This is a genomic window from Pseudomonas sp. NPDC087342, assembly GCF_044744265.1.
Classification (GTDB): Bacteria; Pseudomonadota; Gammaproteobacteria; order Pseudomonadales; family Pseudomonadaceae; genus Aquipseudomonas; species Aquipseudomonas nunensis.
Window position 1 is genome coordinate 1,480,662 of sequence record NZ_JBIUXZ010000001.1, and the last position, 16,142, is coordinate 1,496,803.

Annotated in this window: 14 protein-coding genes and 1 pseudogene; 2 read left to right on the plus strand and 13 right to left on the minus strand. The window is 60.6% G+C overall.

Annotated features, from left to right (window positions below):
- Positions 1–16 precede the first annotated feature (16 nt).
- Positions 17–527, minus strand: a pseudogene (locus tag ACIOYV_RS06690) (hypothetical protein).
- A gap of 394 nt (positions 528–921) precedes the next feature.
- On the opposite strand from ACIOYV_RS06690, the gene ACIOYV_RS06695 reads away from it, so the two are divergent.
- Positions 922–1,383 (plus strand): DUF3574 domain-containing protein, encoded by a 462-nt coding sequence (locus ACIOYV_RS06695; protein ID WP_401322035.1) that lies wholly within the window; start codon positions 922–924, stop codon positions 1,381–1,383.
- Between the two features lie 39 nt (positions 1,384–1,422).
- Here the strand turns inward: ACIOYV_RS06695 and ACIOYV_RS06700 are convergent, their stop codons facing one another.
- From ACIOYV_RS06700 to ACIOYV_RS06755, 12 genes are all read right to left on the minus strand, one after another.
- Positions 1,423–3,810 (minus strand): TonB-dependent receptor plug domain-containing protein, encoded by a 2,388-nt coding sequence (locus ACIOYV_RS06700; protein WP_401322038.1) that lies wholly within the window; start codon positions 3,808–3,810, stop codon positions 1,423–1,425.
- A gap of 404 nt (positions 3,811–4,214) precedes the next feature.
- A complete protein-coding gene (locus ACIOYV_RS06705; protein WP_401322041.1) occupies positions 4,215–5,270 on the minus strand; it encodes a substrate-binding domain-containing protein in 1,056 nt (351 codons plus the stop codon).
- A 31-nt stretch (positions 5,271–5,301) separates the two neighbouring features.
- Positions 5,302–6,327 (minus strand): ABC transporter permease, encoded by a 1,026-nt coding sequence (locus ACIOYV_RS06710; protein ID WP_054050734.1) that lies wholly within the window; start codon positions 6,325–6,327, stop codon positions 5,302–5,304.
- Positions 6,320–7,873 carry a sugar ABC transporter ATP-binding protein gene (locus tag ACIOYV_RS06715; protein ID WP_401322045.1) on the minus strand — a complete coding sequence of 518 codons (1,554 nt, stop codon included), beginning with the start codon at positions 7,871–7,873 and terminating at the stop codon, positions 6,320–6,322. The genes ACIOYV_RS06710 and ACIOYV_RS06715 overlap by 8 nt, the downstream gene beginning before the upstream one ends.
- Positions 7,870–8,541, minus strand: a complete 672-nt coding sequence (locus tag ACIOYV_RS06720) for a methionine ABC transporter permease (RefSeq protein ID WP_401322047.1) — start codon at positions 8,539–8,541, stop codon at positions 7,870–7,872. The genes ACIOYV_RS06715 and ACIOYV_RS06720 overlap by 4 nt, the downstream gene beginning before the upstream one ends.
- Complete coding sequence (locus tag ACIOYV_RS06725) at positions 8,538–9,509, minus strand: methionine ABC transporter ATP-binding protein (protein WP_401322049.1); 972 nt, start codon at positions 9,507–9,509, stop codon at positions 8,538–8,540. The genes ACIOYV_RS06720 and ACIOYV_RS06725 overlap by 4 nt, the downstream gene beginning before the upstream one ends.
- Positions 9,506–10,330, minus strand: a complete 825-nt coding sequence (locus ACIOYV_RS06730; RefSeq protein WP_401322052.1) for a MetQ/NlpA family ABC transporter substrate-binding protein — start codon at positions 10,328–10,330, stop codon at positions 9,506–9,508. Before ACIOYV_RS06730 ends, ACIOYV_RS06725 begins: the two co-directional genes overlap by 4 nt.
- An 18-nt stretch (positions 10,331–10,348) precedes the next feature.
- The gene (locus tag ACIOYV_RS06735) at positions 10,349–11,386 is read right to left on the minus strand and encodes an isopenicillin N synthase family dioxygenase (protein WP_401322055.1); all 1,038 of its coding nucleotides are present in this window, start codon (positions 11,384–11,386) and stop codon (positions 10,349–10,351) included.
- 183 nt (positions 11,387–11,569) lie between these two features.
- Positions 11,570–12,556, minus strand: a complete 987-nt coding sequence (locus ACIOYV_RS06740) for an ABC transporter substrate-binding protein (protein ID WP_401322058.1) — start codon at positions 12,554–12,556, stop codon at positions 11,570–11,572.
- Positions 12,557–12,578: 22 nt separating this feature from the next.
- Positions 12,579–13,358: an ABC transporter ATP-binding protein gene (locus ACIOYV_RS06745; RefSeq protein WP_054614458.1), complete on the minus strand. Its 780-nt coding sequence runs from the start codon at positions 13,356–13,358 to the stop codon at positions 12,579–12,581.
- Between the two features lies 1 nt (position 13,359).
- Positions 13,360–14,232, minus strand: a complete 873-nt coding sequence (locus tag ACIOYV_RS06750; protein WP_401322061.1) for an ABC transporter permease — start codon at positions 14,230–14,232, stop codon at positions 13,360–13,362.
- A 94-nt stretch (positions 14,233–14,326) separates the two neighbouring features.
- On the minus strand, positions 14,327–14,533 hold the full coding sequence (locus tag ACIOYV_RS06755) for a hypothetical protein (protein ID WP_401322064.1): 207 nt from the start codon (positions 14,531–14,533) through the stop codon (positions 14,327–14,329).
- A 61-nt stretch (positions 14,534–14,594) separates the two neighbouring features.
- Between ACIOYV_RS06755 and ACIOYV_RS06760 the strand changes: the two genes are divergently transcribed.
- Positions 14,595–15,683, plus strand: a complete 1,089-nt coding sequence (locus ACIOYV_RS06760) for an LLM class flavin-dependent oxidoreductase (protein WP_163914519.1) — start codon at positions 14,595–14,597, stop codon at positions 15,681–15,683.
- Positions 15,684–16,142: the final 459 nt, after the last annotated feature.

Consider the following 16,142-nt stretch of genomic DNA (forward strand, 5'->3'; position numbering starts at 1 on the left):
TTTGTACTGCCCGGTATCAGCAGGTGCAGCACATCAGCGGCATGCCGTTGCAGCTCATCATCATCGGCATGCTGCAGTCGTTCATCATTTTCATCATCAGGGTGCAGCAGTTTTTCATCATGTCCATGTTCATGCCGGCCATCGGCATGATTTTGCACATCATGCAGTCATCCATCATGGTGCATTCCATGACGCACTTCATCGATGGCATTGGCATGCCCATCATCGGCATTGGCATCATCATGTTCATCATCGGCATGGTCCATGGCCGCCTGGGACATGCACATCATGCTCATGTTGCCGCAATGCATCATCATCGGCATGCCGCAGTTCATCATCATCTGCATCATTTCAGCGCTGTTCTTGAACATCGCCATGTCCATGCCAGCAGCTGGCATCATTTTGCACATCATGCCGTCGTCCATCATGTCGCACGACATGGTCGCCATCATCATCGGCATGCCCATCATCGGCATCATTGGCATGTTGGCGTTCATCGGCATTTGCATCTGCATGGCGTTCATCATGGTGTTGTTCCCCGAAGGATTGAATAGTTGGACGAAGCTGATGGAGTGGATTCTAAGGATTGGTGACCGGGCGACAAGAGGGTGACAAAACAGCAAAAACGGACGCCGGAGCCGACTTAGTGTCGCGCACGGGACACTTGTGACTGCTGTAGAAGCTTATTGATGGTCATGACGGAAAATATGAATACTGCGGCATGTTTTCATCGGTCATGGATATTCGACCGGAAGCTATATAAATAACTGAAAGAAATATTCGTTCTAAACAGCCGCAACTTTTTTCACCCCGCTGCTTATGCCGTTAGTTACCACCAGGCTGATTTTTTAATCTTTTCTAGCTATTAAGCCGCCCCCTTATAATAACCACGCTCTCCAACTCGCTAAATAAGGACGTTCCATGCCTCAACGCCTTTTACTGGCTGCACTGTTCCTGGCGGTCGCCGGGTGTGCCAGCCCACCGCCCGTTTCTGTTCATACCAAGGATCCCGCCAGTTCGACCCTGCAAGGCGACGCCACGCGTCCGGCGCAGGCGCAATGGGTGCGCACCGAGCTGTATTTCTCGGTGGGACCACTGGAAGGCAAGCAAGGTGTGATCAGCCCCGCGCGCTGGCGCGAGTTTCTCGATCAAGAGGTCACGCCACGCTTTCCGGACGGCTTCAGCGTGCTCGACGCCTACGGCCAATGGCGTGACCACGGCGCCAAGGAGCCGGAGCGCCTGGGCACCAAAGTCATCGTGATTCTCCACGAAAACGACGCCCGCCATGACAAGGACATCGAAGCGATTCGCCTCGCGTGGAAGCGGATTACCGGCGACCTGTCGGTGCTGCGGCTGTCGCAACCGGCGCAAGTCTCTTTCTAAGGGCCGGTTAATCGCCACCCAAGTGGATGGCGGTGTTTCTCAGAAACCGTAAGTGGCGCGAGCGTAGTAGTAGGCGCCGTTAGTACCGATCGGCGACAGCACGTCATATGGCAGGTTGCCGCCGTAGTTGATTTCCGACTTGGAGCGCTCCGGGTAGTTGTCGGTCAGGTTGTTGCCGCCCAGGGCGATGTCGAACTTGGGGGTGAATTTGTATTGCACTTCGGCATCCAGTTGCCAGACCGCGCCGTAGGTCTGCTCCGGCTGCGAATCGCCGAAATCGAAGACCCGAGTGGTTTCGCCCTGACGGGTCAGGCGCCCGAGCAGGCCCCAATGCTGACTGGCCCAATTCGCGGAAATCATGAAACGATCCTTGGGCGCGGCGTCGGTCAAGGTGTTGCGTTCCTCGACGCCAACCAGCGCGTCGTTGCCGATCCCCAGCGCGGTGAGTTGCGACGGCGTGCTCTTGGTCTTGGTGACTTTGGTGTGGTTGTAGGTGTAGGCCGTGGTCAAACCCAGCAAGCCTTCGTACAGCGGTTGGTGGTAGTTGAGCACCAGTTCGGCACCTTCGGTGCGGGTGTCGGCGGCGTTGGTGAAGAAGTTCACGTCGTGCACGCCGGCCACGCCGAAGTTGTCGTTGATGTACTGCTCCAGCGCGTCACTGCCGATGCGTTGGGACAAGGTCACCCGATCCTTGACGTCGATGCGGAACACATCGAGCGAGGCATCGAAGCGCTCACTCAGTTGCGCGGTCAGGCCAAGGCTGAAGTTCTTCGAGGTTTCCGGATCGAGCTTTTCAGCCCCGAGGGCGCGGGCAATCGGGTCGTTGACCGAGAGCACGCGGATATCGGTCAGCGTGCCGCCGTCGCCAAAGTTGCTGGTGGTGTTCTGGAAGCCGATCTGCGCCAGGGACGGCGCGCGGAAGTTGTTGGAGACCGCGCCGCGCAACGCCCATTGATCAGTCAATCGATAACGTCCGCTGAGCTTGCCGGTGAGTTTGCTGCCGGCGTCGTCGTAACGCTCCCAGCGCGTGGCGGCGTCGACGAATAAACGATCGGTGAGGTCGCCGGACAACTCGGCGTAGGTACCGAACACGTTGCGGTCCAGGTCCACCTCTTCACTCGGGCGTAAACCGTTCGCGCCGTCCGCGCCCGTGCCGATGTACGAAGCTTCGTCGCCGGCAAAGGTCAGGTAGTTTTCGTAGCGGTATTCGCCGCCCAGGGCCAGCACGAACGGACGCCCGGCCAGGCGCAACTCGCGGGTGAAGTCGAGGTTGGCGGTGGTCTGGCGCAGCTCGTATTCGCCAGTGTCGAACCGGGTTGGCGAATCGGCACCGAGGGTGACGTTGAGGGTGCGCCGGGTCGCGGAATCGAAGTGGTTGCGGCCGTGGGTGACGCTGCTGTCGAAGTCCCAGTCGTCGCCGATCAGGCCCTTGAAACCGGCGGTGGCGGAGATGTCCTGATTGTCGCCGAGGGATTGCGGCAGGTAACCGTTGGGGTAGAACTGCGGCTGCTCGGAGGGGTAGCGATAGAACTCGGCGCCAGTGGTGTGGCGTTCGTTGTAAGTGCCGAAGGAATAGGCCTTGCCGCCGGCCAGGGGCAACTCGGAGTTAAACCAGGCGTTGACGTCCCGCGCGATGCCGTCGCCCATCACGTAGTTGCGCTGGCCCGGCGTATCGGCGAAGCCGTCGAAACCGGCGCGGTTGGTCGGGTCACGATCCTTGTACTCGGTGCCGCCACGAATGAACCCGCCCTCCTCGCCAAGCCGTGTGCCGATCTTGGCCGTGGTCATGCTGTTCTGGCCGTCGGTGGTGGTCTTGCCGATCGCATCCTGATGGGTGTGGTAGGCGCCATAGGTGGTGGAGACTTCGCCGCCCTCCGGCGCGTCGTCGAGAATGATGTTGATCACCCCGGCAATCGCATCGGAACCGTATTGCGCACCGGCACCGTCGCGCAGCACTTCGATGCGCTTGATTGCACTGATCGGAATCGAGTTGAAGTCCACCGGCGCCGTGCCCCGGCCGATCTTCGACGAATCATTGACCAGCGCTGAAGTGTGGCGGCGCTTGCCGTTGACCAGCACCAACACCTGATCGGGGCTCATGCCGCGTAACTGCGCGGCCCGCACATGGTCAGCGCCGCCGGAGTTGGATTGGCGCGGAAAACTGAACGACGGCAACAACGTCTGCAACGCCTGGCCGAGTTCGCCGTTACTGGCCCCGGCGGACTTGAGATCCTCGGCGGTCAGCACGTCCACCGGCACTGGCGAATCCAGCACCGTGCGGGCGGTGCCACGGGTGCCGGTGACCAGCACGGTTCCCAACCGAGTGTCGTCGTCGGCGCGTGCAGAAGTTTCTTCGGCCTGCACGGGAAGTTGCGTCATTGCTGTGACTACAGCAGCGGCGAGTAATGAACGAGAACGGTGATACATGGAACAGCTCCTTTTATCGCAGCTAATACCCGGCCCTTGCCGACAAAAAGAAGTCGGCAAAAAGTGCACGGCAATGTCTGCTGTAGTTTTAGTAATCAGGAAGGCAGCGAACGCTGTTAAAGCATGCTTTCAAGTGCAATAGCACCCGAGCGGTAGAACCCCAAAGTTAGTACAGGGGCGATGCTAGACGAGGCGTTTAAGTTTGGAAAAGAACCAATACTACTTAGGTTATATCGGCAAAAAATCAACTAAGCCAAACCACTTATTTCAATAAAACACAGCACCCTGTGGGAGCGAGCTTGCTCGCGATAGCGGTTTAACATTCAACATAAATATTGACTGATAGACCGCTATCGCGAGCAAGCTCGCTCCCACAGGGTATGTAAACAGTAGTCAGGGCAATGTTAGTCCGCAGCAGGAATCCACGAAGTCCGCGCCACATTCGCCGTATCACCAAACGCTGGCAGTTTCTGCGCCAGGTCCCGAACGTTCTTCACATCCAGATCCAACAATTGTTGCCGGGTAATCAACGTCGGCGGCACCAGCACTTTATGCCCCGGATTCTCCCCGGCAATCAGCATCGCCAGACTGCGCACACTGATCGCCCCGGCCACTTGCGGATTCACCGCCGCCGTCGCCGCCCACGCACTGTCCGGCTCTTTCATGATCTGAATATCGGCGGTGGAAATATCCGCGCTGTAGATTTTCACTTTCTTGCCAAGCCCCGACTCGTCCACCGCGATTTTCGCGCCTTTGGCGAACTCGTCGAACGGCGCGAAGATCACGCTGATCCCCGGATTGGCGCGCAACACGGCGCTGGCCTGATCCGCGACCGAGTTGGCAATCGGCGGATTGAGCGTACCGAAGCGCGCCTTCTCGATGATCCCCGGATTCGCGGCCTTGACCTGACTCCAGATCTCGTCGCGGCGCTCCATCGGGGTGAAGCCGCTGATGTAGACGTAACCGGCATCGAAGCGCGTGCCGTTGTCCTTGACCGCTTGATCCAGTGCCAGACGCGCCAAAGCGTGGTGATCCTGCTCGACCTGGGTGACTTGTGGGGTGTTCAGGTCGACGTCGAACGCGACGACCTTGATGCCCTTGGCGATGGCCCGGTCAATCGGGCCCTTGAGGGTTTCTGCCAGACCGAGCTGGACGATGATGCCGTCAACCCCGAGGTCAATCGCCTGATCGATCATCTCGCGCTGGCTGGCCGCCTGCTGTCGGGCGTCGAACACGCGCAAGGTCGCGCCCAGGGCTTCGGTCTGTTTCTCGACGCCGCGCAAATAGGCTTCGGTGAAATCCCCGGAGAACAAATAGCCCACTAGGGCAATTTGCACATTGCCCTTGTCGAACGGCGCCGGCGCCCCCGGCAGTGCCTTGGCCTGGGCATTTAGCGCCAGCGCCGAGAACACGGCGGTGGCCAGGCAATGACGAACAAAAACCTTGAGTGATCCGCGCATACAGCTTCCTTGGTCGAACGTTAAAAGCGGCTCAACGCGCCCGATGCGCGAGGCCGAAAGTGAACATCAGGGCCAGTACCAGCACCAGTCCCTTGACGAAATCCTGCGCGTAATACGGCGCGTTGAGCATGGTCAAGCCATTGAGCAACGTGGCCACCAGCAACGCGCCGACCAGGGTGCCGAAGGCATTCGGTTTCTTGGCCCCGAGCACCGCGAAACCGATCAACGCCGCGCCCAGCGCATCGAGCACCAGGCCATTGCCGGAACTGACATCGCCCCGGCCCAAGCGCGCCGCCAGCAACAAGCCACCCAACGATGCGAGCACCGCTGAAAGTACGTAGGCCAGCAACTTGAATCGCTGCACCGGCGCCCCCGCCAGACGTGCAGCCTGCTCGTTGCCACCGATGGCATAGAACAAACGACCGATGCGCGTGCGCTCCAGAAACAGCCACACCACCAGCGCCACCACAGCGGTGATCAACACCGGGATCGGTACCGTGTCCCACAGCCGCCCGCGACCGAGGGCCAGAAACAGCGCACTGAAGGTGCCTTCGGCCTCGTCGCCATTGGGCAGGGTCATGCCCACCGCAATCGAGCGCCCGCCGGTAGGAATCAGCTGCACACCAATCACCAGAAACATGCTGCCGAGGGTCGCGAGAATGTCCGGAACCCGCATCTTCACGATCAGCCAGCCGTTGAGCAGCCCCACCAGCGCGCCACCCGCGAGACTGATCAGCACCGCTGGCACCGCGCCCCAACCGAGCACCACCATCACGTAACTGGCGATCATCAAACTCATCGCCGCCACCGCGCCAATCGACAAATCGAGGCCGCCGACCGCCATGGTCAGGGTCACGCCCAACGCCAGCAACGCGACAATCGACACCGACTGCAAGATGCTGAACAGGTTGCCGACCCGCAGGAATGCCGGTTCGGCGAAGCTGAAAAACACCACGATCAGCGCCAGCACCCAGAGCAATCCATAGCGAATCAGCGCTTGCAGCAGACGCTCCCCTGGTGCGGGGGCGGTCGATAACAACGAACTCGAATCAGGCACTCGCTCTACTCCTTGGCGTGGCTTGAACAGGTGAAAACGTGGCTTCGACGCCAGCCAGCGCCGCCACCAGCGTGGCGCGGCTCAGGCCGGCGCGGGGGTATTCGGCGACCACGGCGTGATCGCGCACCAACAGAATCCGGTCGGCGATTTCCAGGGCTTCGTCGACATCGGCGCAGATCACCAGGGTGGCGCGGCCGGCGGCACTGTCGCGCAGCAATTGGCCGATCTCGCGGCGGGAGCGCACATCGACACCCTGGAACGGCTCATCAAGAATCAACACCCGCCCTTCCCCCAACAGCCAGCGGCCCAACACGACTTTCTGCTGGTTGCCGCCGGACAGTGCACTCATCGGCACGTCGATACCGGCCGTCTTGATCCCGAGTGCCGCGACCTGCGCTTCCACCGCCGCAGCCTCCGCGCGGTTGCGGATAAAACCGCCACGGGTGAAGCGTTCGAGAAATGGCAAAGTCAGGGTGCGGCGCAGGGAGAAATCGGCGATCAACGACTGGCTGGCGCGATCCTCGGCGGCGAAAAACACACCGCTGCGAATCGCTTCCCGTGGTGAGCCCGGCTGCCAGTCAACGCCGTCCAGTTGCAACGTGCCGGCCGCCGCTTCTCGCAGACCAAACAACACTTCGGCGATCTCGGTTTTGCCGGCGCCGAGCAACCCGGTGAGCACCACCACTTCGCCTTCGCACAGGGTCAAATCGAAGGCCTGCTTTTGCGGAGCGATTTTCGCCCCAAGCAAAGACAGGACTTCCCGCCCCGCCGTGCGCGGTTCATAAACATGGGTGTCCAGCGCGTGCCCGAGCATGGCTTCGACCGCTTCGGGCAACTGGCGGGCGCTGAATTCGCCGGCCAGTTGCCCGTCACGCAGGACGATGGCGCGGTCGGCGACCCGCTGCAGATCAGACAATCGATGGGAGATGTACAGAATCGCCACCCCGCGACTGCGCAAGGTGTCGATCAAACCGAACAACCGCTGGGCCTCGACGTCCGAGAGCGCCGCCGTCGGTTCATCAAGAATCAGCAAGCGCGGTTGCAGGGCGAAGGCCCGGGCCAGCACCACCAGTTGCCGTTCGGCTTGGCCGAGACGTTCGATCGGTTGCTCCAATGGCAGCTCCAGCCCAAGGCCGGCAGCGATGCTCGCGGCGCGTTCGAACAGGCGCTTGCGGTTGAGCCAGAAGTCCGCGTCGGGCTGGCATAGTTCATCGAGCAAGAGGTTTTCCGCCACGCTCAAACCGGGGGCAATGCCATCGTTGACCTGCTGATGCACCGCGACAATCCCGACCCGCCGCGCCGACAGTGGCGAGGCGAAATGCCGGGGCTGGCCATCGACCCACAATTCACCGGAATCGGCGGCCTGACTGCCGCCAAGAATCTTCACCAGGGTCGATTTGCCCGCGCCGTTGGCGCCCAGCAGCGCCACCACTTCGGCGGGATAAATCTCCAGGCTGACCCGATCCAGCGCGCGGCTGGCGCCAAAGGTTTTGCTCAGTTCACGCACACGAATCAGTGGCTCGGGCGCCACGGCCAGCGGCCTCATCGACGGTGCGCCAACGAGCGAACCAACCGATCGCCGAGGCTTTGCACGCTCTGCACCAGAATCACCAGCACCACCACCGTGGCGACCATCACTTGGTTGTTGAAACGCTGGTAGCCGTAGCGAATCGCCAAGTCACCGAGTCCACCGCCACCGATGACCCCGGCCATGGAAGAAAAGCCGATCAGCATCACCAACGTCAGCGTGATGCCCGCCAGCAGCGCCGGCAGCGCTTCGGGCAGCAGCACTTTGAAAATCACATGCCAGATATCACCGCCCATGGCGAGGATCGCTTCGATGCGACCCTTGTCGACTTCGTCCAGAGCGTTTTCGACGATGCGCGCGAAGAACGGAAAGGCGCCGATGGTGATTGGCACCACGGCGGCGGTACTGCCCAAAGTCGTGCCGACCACCAGCCGGGTCAGCGGGATCAGGGCAATCAGCATCACCACGAAGGGCAACGAGCGCCCCAGGTTGACCAGGCTGCCCAGACCTTTGTTGAGTCGTGGCATCGGGAACAAACCGCCGCTGCGGCTGATGAACAGCAACACACCGAGCGGCAAGCCGATCAGCAAGGTGAACAAACCCGCCAACAGCACCATGTACAGGGTTTCGCCGGTGGCCGTCAGCACCAGTTGGAAAATCTCGTTCCAGTCGATCACACGGTTCATGAGCGCTCCACCCTGACCCCACGTTGCTTGAGAAACGCCACCACCTGGTTCAATTTCGGCTCATCCGCAGGCTGCCGAAACGCCACGCGCAGACGCCCCACGCGTCGCCCACCGATGGATTCCACGCCGCTGGCCAGCAGGTCCAGCTCCACGCCTTGTTGCTTGAGTTCGTTGAGCACCGGGGTGGCCAACAGGTTGTCGAAAAAACTCAGGTCGAGGGCATCGCTGCCCAACGGTGTGCTGTAGCCCGGCAGCAGTGAGCGACCAAGGCTGGAATCCGGATTGGCCAGTAATTCGGTAATCGGCCCGGCCTCGACCAATCGGCCGTGGGCCAGTGAAGCGGCGTGATCGCAGATCGACTTGACCACGTCCAGCTCATGGGTGATCAGCACGATGGTCAGGCCCAACTGGCGATTGATGTCGCGCAGCAGTTGCAAAATCGAAGCGGTGGTTTCCGGGTCAAGGGCGCTGGTGGCTTCGTCCGACAGCAGATACGCCGGTCGCGCCGCCAAGGCCCGGGCAATGCCGACCCGTTGTTTCTGCCCGCCGGACAGTTGCGAAGGAAACGCCTGGGCCTTGTCGCTCAGGCCCACCAGATCCAACAATTCCTTGACCCGTGCATGACGCTGCGCTTTACCGACGCAGGCGATTTCCAGCGGTACGGCGATGTTGTCGAAGACGTTGCGTGAGTGCAGCAGGTTGAAGCCCTGGAAGATCATGCCGATGCGCTGGCGCTGGCGGCGCAGTTCGATGTCGGACAGCGCCGTCAGGTCCTCGCCGTCCAGCAAAATGCGCCCGGCGCTGGGCCGTTCGAGCAGATTGAGGCAACGCAGCAGCGTCGATTTGCCCGCCCCACTGCGCCCCAGGATCCCGTAGATCGCGCCATCGGGAATGCTCAGGGACACCTGATCCAGCGCCGGTGCCTGCCCTGGCCCGTAGGTTTTGCTCAACTGCTCGACGACGATCATGGCTTGTTGGCCGCGACGCTCACCGGCACCACCGGGATTACCGAACCGGCAAAGTTATCGGTGATGAACTTGGCCACTTCCGGCGACGTCAGGTCCTTGGCCAGTTGCTTGATCCGTGGGTCGTCCTGCAATTTTGGCGTGGTCACCAGGATATTCGCATAAGGGTTGTGCGCGGCCTTCTCCAGCCCCAGCGCATCCTTGGCCGGCGACAGACCGGCCTCCAGCGCGTAGTTGCCGTTGATCACCGCAAGGTCCACGTCATCCAGGGCGCGAGGGATTTGCGGCGATTCGATTTCGAGGATCTTCAGCTGTTTCGGGTTCTCGGCGATGTCCTTTGGCGTTGCCTGATCGGTGGCCGGGTCGTTGAAGCCAGCCTTGAGTTTGATCAGGCCGTTGTCCTGCAACAGGTACAACGCGCGGCTGAGGTTGGTGACGTTATTCGGCACGGCCACGGTGCCTTGTTGCGGGACCTGAGCGAAGGTTTTGTGACGATGGGAATAGATCCCCAGCGGTTCGATATGCACGGTCGCCGCCACCGCGAGTTTTTCGCCGAGGGCCTGTTCCTGGGACTTCAGGTACGGCAAATGCTGGAAGTAATTGGCATCGACATCACCGTGCACCAGCAGCTCATTGGAGTTCACGCCGTTGGGAATCTCGATCACCTTGAGGTTCAGTTTTGGGTCGAGCTTTTGCACGAACGCCAGAATCTGCGCGTGGGGCACCGGGTCCGCCGCGACGCGCAATGGCTCCACGGCCAAGGCACTGAAAGAGGTCACCAGAGCGCCCAGCACGGCCAGGGTCAATCCTGTTTTTTTCAACATGTTCGCAGTCCTTTTTGATTAGGCAGACAGTGCTTTGGGGATCAGTGCATCGGCGTAAAAACGCTGGGCGACATCGGGATGCGAACGCAGGCGGCCCTTGAGGTAGTTCCAGCCCACGTCACGAAACAACGGATTGTCCGGATCACTCGCCGGGCCCCGCGCTTCGCGCAACAACGCGGTGGGCAAGGGATACAACGGCACCACCGCGTCGAGTTGCGCGCCGAGGAAAAACGCAATCGACAAGCGCTCGCTGTCCTTTGGCGGCGACACCACGCGGTGCACCGTGGCACGCAGATAACCGTTGCTGGCCAGCTCCAGCAATTCGCCGATGTTCACCACCAGGGTGTTGTCCCGAGGCAGCGCATCGATCCAGCGGCCCTCTTCGATCTCGACTTGCAAACCGGCCTGCTGGTCTTGCAGCAGGAAGCTCAGGAAACCCGAATCCTTGTGTGCGCCGACGCCTTGGTGGCTGCCGCCAGGCCCCTGCCCCGGATAGCGCATCAGCTTGATGTGCTCGTTGGGCTTGTCGCCGTACAAACGATCGAACGCGTCGTGTGGCAGCGCCAGCGCCTGGGCGAAAGCTTGTAGCAGGCGCAGGGACATGCGGGTCATCGCTTGCTGCCAATCCAGCAGCAACGGCTTGAGCGCCGGCAGTGCGGCCGGCCATTGATTGGGGCCTTGGAGGCGCGCCCAGAACGGACTGTTTTCATCTTGCGGCAACACCTCGCGCTCGGCGCCCAGATCGAACTGTTCACGCAGGTCAGGCTTGCCGCGAGTGATCTCCGAAGCGGCGCGGTTGTAGCCGCGAAAGTGTGGCGAGTTGATCATGCCGACCGCGGTCTTTTCGCTGTCAGGCAAGGCAAAGAATTGGCGAGCGTGACCCTGCACCTGGCTCAGCAAATGGCTGTCGATGCCATGCCCGGTCAGGTAGAAAAAACCCACGTCCCGGGCGGCGTGGCGCAGGTCGTCAAGAAAGCCCTGGCGTTGTGCCGGGGTGCCGTCGAGCAATGACAGGTCGAGGGTCGGCAAGGTGGTGATGTCCAGTGGATGCGGCATGATTCACTCCCATGTGAAACGATGTTTTGTGTGGCGATGCATCCAAGCTAAACGATCTTAAAAACTCGTAATAAATATCTTTTTTGCATTAGCTTAGGTTCGCTTCATCCAGGCTTTTGCTGATTCAGAAGCACAAAAACGCCCCTGCCAGAGACAGGAGCGTTGTTGGGGAACAACCCGGTTTTATTGGGCGGAAGTGCTTCGACTCAGCGCCAATGACTCACTGGAAAACACCTGCGCATCGGTGAATTTTTCTACGTCCACACGGTGCGGAAAGATCTTCTTCTCGACAAATAAATCATCCACCTGCTGCAAGGCCTGGACGTCGCGTGGCTCGACCGGCACCAGCGACTCATCGCCCCAACTGCGCAGCCGCTGCGAAACTTCCAGCGGTACATCGTTGGCCTTGGCGAACACCCGCGCGTACTCGTCGGGGTTTTGCCGGGCCCATTCGAAGGCCTTGGCGAAACGCTGCAAGACGTCGCTGAGGGCTTGGCGTTTGAGCGGGTCAGTCAGCACTTCATCCGAGGCCGTGATAAACGTCAGTCCGGTGTTGATGCCTTCGCCGCTGATCAACACCCGGGCGCCCTGCTGCTCGGCAAACGCCTGGTAGATACCGAACGTGGCCCAGGCTTCGATCTTGCCGGCGTTGAACGCGGACAAAGCGTCGGTGGGCAGGACGAAGCCGACGTTGACGTCCTTCTCATCGACCCCGGCGTTGGCCAGTGCACGAATCAACAGGTATTGGGAAATGCTGCCCCTGGCCGAAGACACCACCACGTTGCGACCTTTCAGATCGGCGACGCTGTAAATCGGCGAATCCTGCGGCACCAGAATGCCGATGCCTCGAGATTGACTGCGGCGGACCGCGACGATGCGCAACGGCGTGCCACCGGTGGCGGCCGCGAGCACCGGCGTATCACCGGCCGGCCCCAGATCGACAGCACCGGCACGCAAGGCTTCGAACAACGGCGCGGCGCCCTGGAAGTTGGCCCACTCGACCTTGTACGGAATGCCCTCCAGCGCATTGGCCGCTTCGACCACCGTGCGCAGGCCCTTGGCTTGATCGCCGAGGATCAGTTTGACGCTGGACAAGTCCGTCTGTTTTTTGGGTTCGACGGTATCACCGCAGCCACCGAGCAACAGCGCGGCACCTGACAGCAACAGCATCGCCGATTTCCATAGAGGTCGATCAAGCATGGGCAAACCGCCGAAGCACCGGTTGACGCTCAGCCACCGCAGCGCTTTCCACTTCGACGCCCAACAGGCTCAGCAAGCGTGCGCGAATGGCCTGGAAACCGTCCTGCCCGGTGTCGCGAGCGCGGGGCAAATCGATGGTCAACTGCTCGGCAATCTTGCCGTTGGCCAGCACGATGACCCGGTCGGCGAGCAGGATCGCTTCGTCCACATCGTGGGTCACCAGCAGCACCGCCGGCGTGTGTTTGCGCCACAGTTCGATGATCAACCGATGCATCTTGATCCGGGTCAGGGCATCGAGGGCGGCGAACGGCTCGTCGAGCAGCAACAGCTTGGGCTCGCGCACCAGGCCACGGGCCAGCGCCACTCGCTGCGCTTCGCCGCCGGAGAGGGTTGCCGGGTAGGCTTCCAGGCGATGGGCCAGCCCGACTTCGGTCAGGGCTTGCACCGCACGCTCCTTGGCATTCGGGATGTGCAGGCCGAGGATCACGTTTTTCCAGGCGCGTTTCCACGGCATCAAGCGTGGCTCCTGGAACACCGCGGCACGGGCCTTGGGCACGCGCAACTGGCCGCTGTCGATGCTGTCGAGCCCGGCCAGACTGCGCAATAACGTGGTCTTGCCGGAACCGCTGGCCCCGAGCAACGCGACGAACTCGCCCGGTGCGATGTCCAGGTCCAGGCCATCGATGACCCGTTGCTGACCGAACTGGCGTACTACGTTGCGCAGTTGCACGGGCGCTGTGGATGGTGCGTCCAGAATATCGACGTTCGACATGTCAGTTCCTCACAAAAGATGGGCGCCACGCCAGGGCGAAACGCTCCAGCGTGCGGATCAGTCCGTCGATCAACAAACCGAGGACGCTGTAAATCAACAGGCAGATAACGATCACGTCGGTGCGCATGAAGTCCCGGGCATCGCTGGCCAGGAAACCGATGCCGGCAGTGGTGTTGATCTGCTCGACGAACACCAAAGCCAGCCAGGAAATCCCCAACGAATACCGCAAGCCGACAAAGAACGAAGGCAAAGAGCCCGGCAGGATTACGTGCCAGATCAACTCGCGACGATTCAGGCCGAGGGTGTTGGCGGCCTCGATCAATTTGGGGTCGATATTGCGGATGCCGGAGAACAGATTGAGGTACACCGGGAAGGTAGTGCCGGTGACGATCAGTGCGATCTTGGTGAACTCGCCGATGCCGAACCAGAGGATGAACAGTGGCACCAGCGCCAGGGACGGAATGGTGCGCAACATTTGCATCGGCGAATCGAGGATCACCTCGCCGCGTTTCGACAGGCCGGTGATCAGCGCCGCGACCACGCCAACGCTGACCCCGATGCTCAAGCCCAACAGCGCACGCTGCAGGGACACCAGCAAATGCTTGCCCAGCTCACCGGAGATGATCATCGCCCACAGCGTGCCGCCGATCTGCGACGGCGCGGCGATGACCCGCTGCGGGATCAGGCCGAACTGCGAGGCCAGCTCCCATAACAACAGCAGCGCAATCGGGCTGAGCAAGCGCAGGAAAACTTCCGGGGTTCGCCAATTGCTCAGCCAGTTGGGGATCAGCCGCGACGCACGTGGGCTATCAATCGCCTTGTTGACGGAAAATGAGCTGCTGGCGCTCGGTGTATCGAAGGTCTTTTCGGTCATCAGGCTTCCTTCCTCATCAAAATCATGGCTTCGGATTCATGCTATTCGCATAAAAAACGCCAGTGAAATTCTTTTTGGGAATAACCTAATATGATTAAAAATCAGATAGCGCATGATCCAGATAAATTATTTGCATAATTAAAGCGTTCAGCCCGCGTCCTTCGCGGCGCGCATGTCCGGCCACGATTAAAATGCGGATTGCTGATATCTTAAATTTATTATGATTCATTAAATTAATAATTAACTTAGAACAAAACGGCATTTCACAGCCTGCCCTCGCAGCGCCTACTTTCGATACCACGGACCGACCCCTTGCCCGGTGGAGGTGAATCACGCCTATCTCTAAAGACAAGGAACTCAGCATGAGCATCGAATTTATCGGCTACATCGGCGGCCACCATTCCTCAGAGATCCACCCGCGCAGTGGCCCGGTGTTGCAACCCGACTATGTGGAAACCGTCGCCCGCGCCCATGACGAGGCCGGGTTCGACCGCGCGCTGGTGGCGTTCCACTCCAACAGCCCGGACAGCACGCTGATTGCTTCCCACGCCGCCAGCGTGACGAAAAACCTCAAGTTCCTGATCGCGCATCGCCCGGGGTTCGCCGCGCCAACCCTGGCCGCGCGACAGTTCAATACTCTCGATGTGTTCAATGGTGGTCGCACGGCCGTGCACATCATTACCGGTGGCGATGACCGCGAACTGCGGGCCGATGGCAGCTACATCGGCAAGGACGAGCGCTACGCCCGCACCGATGAATACCTCGACGTGTTGCGCCAGGAGTGGACCAGCGAAAAGCCCTTCGACTATCAGGGCAAGTACTACCAGGTGGAGGGCGCGCACTCGGCGGTGAAGTCGCCGCAGCAGCCGCACATCCCGCTGTATTTCGGCGGCTCGTCGGCGGCGGCCATTGCGGTGGCGGGCAAGCATGCGGACGTGTACGCGCTGTGGGGCGAAACCTACGAACAGGTGCGTGAAGTGGTTAACCAGGTACGTGCCGAAGCGGCGAAGCATGGGCGCAGCATTCGCTTCAGCCTGTCGTTGCGTCCGATCCTGGCGGACACCGAAGCGCAGGCCTGGGAACGTGCTGAAAGCATTCTGGAACAGGCTACGGCGTTGGCGGAAAAGAATGGCTTCGTGCGGCGCGAACCGCCGAACGAAGGCTCCCGGCGGTTGTTGGCGGCAGCGGCGCAAGGCTCGCGGCTGGATAAGCGGCTGTGGACCGGGATTGCCGGGTTGCTTGGGGCGCAAGGCAATTCGACCTCGCTGGTGGGTACGCCGGAACAGGTTGCCGAAGCTTTGCTCGACTATTACGACCTGGGCATTACCACGTTCCTGATTCGCGGCTTCGATCCGCTTAATGATGCTATCGACTATGGCAAGCGTCTGATCCCCCTGGTTCGTCAGTTGGTGGCCGAGCGGGAGCGGCAGGCGGCGGAGAAAGTGGCTTAAATGGCTTGATTCGGTGTTGGATGTGATGGCCTCTTCGCGAGCAAGCTTTGCTCCTACACAGGATTAGCTGCGTGTGCAGAATTTGTGTCCGGCGCTGATTTATTGTGGGAGCGAGCCTGCTCGCGAAGGCAGTTTCACATTCCATATTGATATTGGCTGATACACCGCTTTCGCGAGCAGGCTCGCTCCCACAGGGGGTCTGCGGTGCATGCAAATTTTTTGTACCACCACAAACCAGTGTGGGAGCGGGCTTGCTCGCGAAAGCGGCCTGACAGGCGGCATTGATTTGACTGAGCTGGCCTCATCGCGAGCAAGCTCGCTCCCACATTTGCCCTGCGTAAAGCCCCCCATCGCAGACAACGCAACTCCCCTGTGGGAGCGAGCTTGCTCGCGATAGCGATTTCACAGTCAACATTGCTGGTGACTGACAAGACACTTTCGCGAGCAGACCGGAGCGTC

What these genes read in the sequence shown, in the direction of transcription:
- ACIOYV_RS06695 (WP_401322035.1), top strand. Translation starts at nt 922, where the DNA reads ATGCCTCAACGCCTTTTACTGGCTGCACTGTTCCTGGCGGTCGCCGGG.
- ACIOYV_RS06700 (WP_401322038.1), bottom strand. Translation starts at nt 3,810, where the DNA reads ATGTATCACCGTTCTCGTTCATTACTCGCCGCTGCTGTAGTCACAGCA.
- ACIOYV_RS06705 (WP_401322041.1), bottom strand. Translation starts at nt 5,270, where the DNA reads ATGCGCGGATCACTCAAGGTTTTTGTTCGTCATTGCCTGGCCACCGCC.
- ACIOYV_RS06715 (WP_401322045.1), bottom strand. Translation starts at nt 7,873, where the DNA reads ATGAGGCCGCTGGCCGTGGCGCCCGAGCCACTGATTCGTGTGCGTGAA.
- ACIOYV_RS06720 (WP_401322047.1), bottom strand. Translation starts at nt 8,541, where the DNA reads ATGAACCGTGTGATCGACTGGAACGAGATTTTCCAACTGGTGCTGACG.
- ACIOYV_RS06725 (WP_401322049.1), bottom strand. Translation starts at nt 9,509, where the DNA reads ATGATCGTCGTCGAGCAGTTGAGCAAAACCTACGGGCCAGGGCAGGCA.
- ACIOYV_RS06730 (WP_401322052.1), bottom strand. Translation starts at nt 10,330, where the DNA reads ATGTTGAAAAAAACAGGATTGACCCTGGCCGTGCTGGGCGCTCTGGTG.
- ACIOYV_RS06735 (WP_401322055.1), bottom strand. Translation starts at nt 11,386, where the DNA reads ATGCCGCATCCACTGGACATCACCACCTTGCCGACCCTCGACCTGTCA.
- ACIOYV_RS06740 (WP_401322058.1), bottom strand. Translation starts at nt 12,556, where the DNA reads ATGCTGTTGCTGTCAGGTGCCGCGCTGTTGCTCGGTGGCTGCGGTGAT.
- ACIOYV_RS06745 (WP_054614458.1), bottom strand. Translation starts at nt 13,358, where the DNA reads ATGTCGAACGTCGATATTCTGGACGCACCATCCACAGCGCCCGTGCAA.
- ACIOYV_RS06750 (WP_401322061.1), bottom strand. Translation starts at nt 14,232, where the DNA reads ATGACCGAAAAGACCTTCGATACACCGAGCGCCAGCAGCTCATTTTCC.
- ACIOYV_RS06760 (WP_163914519.1), top strand. Translation starts at nt 14,595, where the DNA reads ATGAGCATCGAATTTATCGGCTACATCGGCGGCCACCATTCCTCAGAG.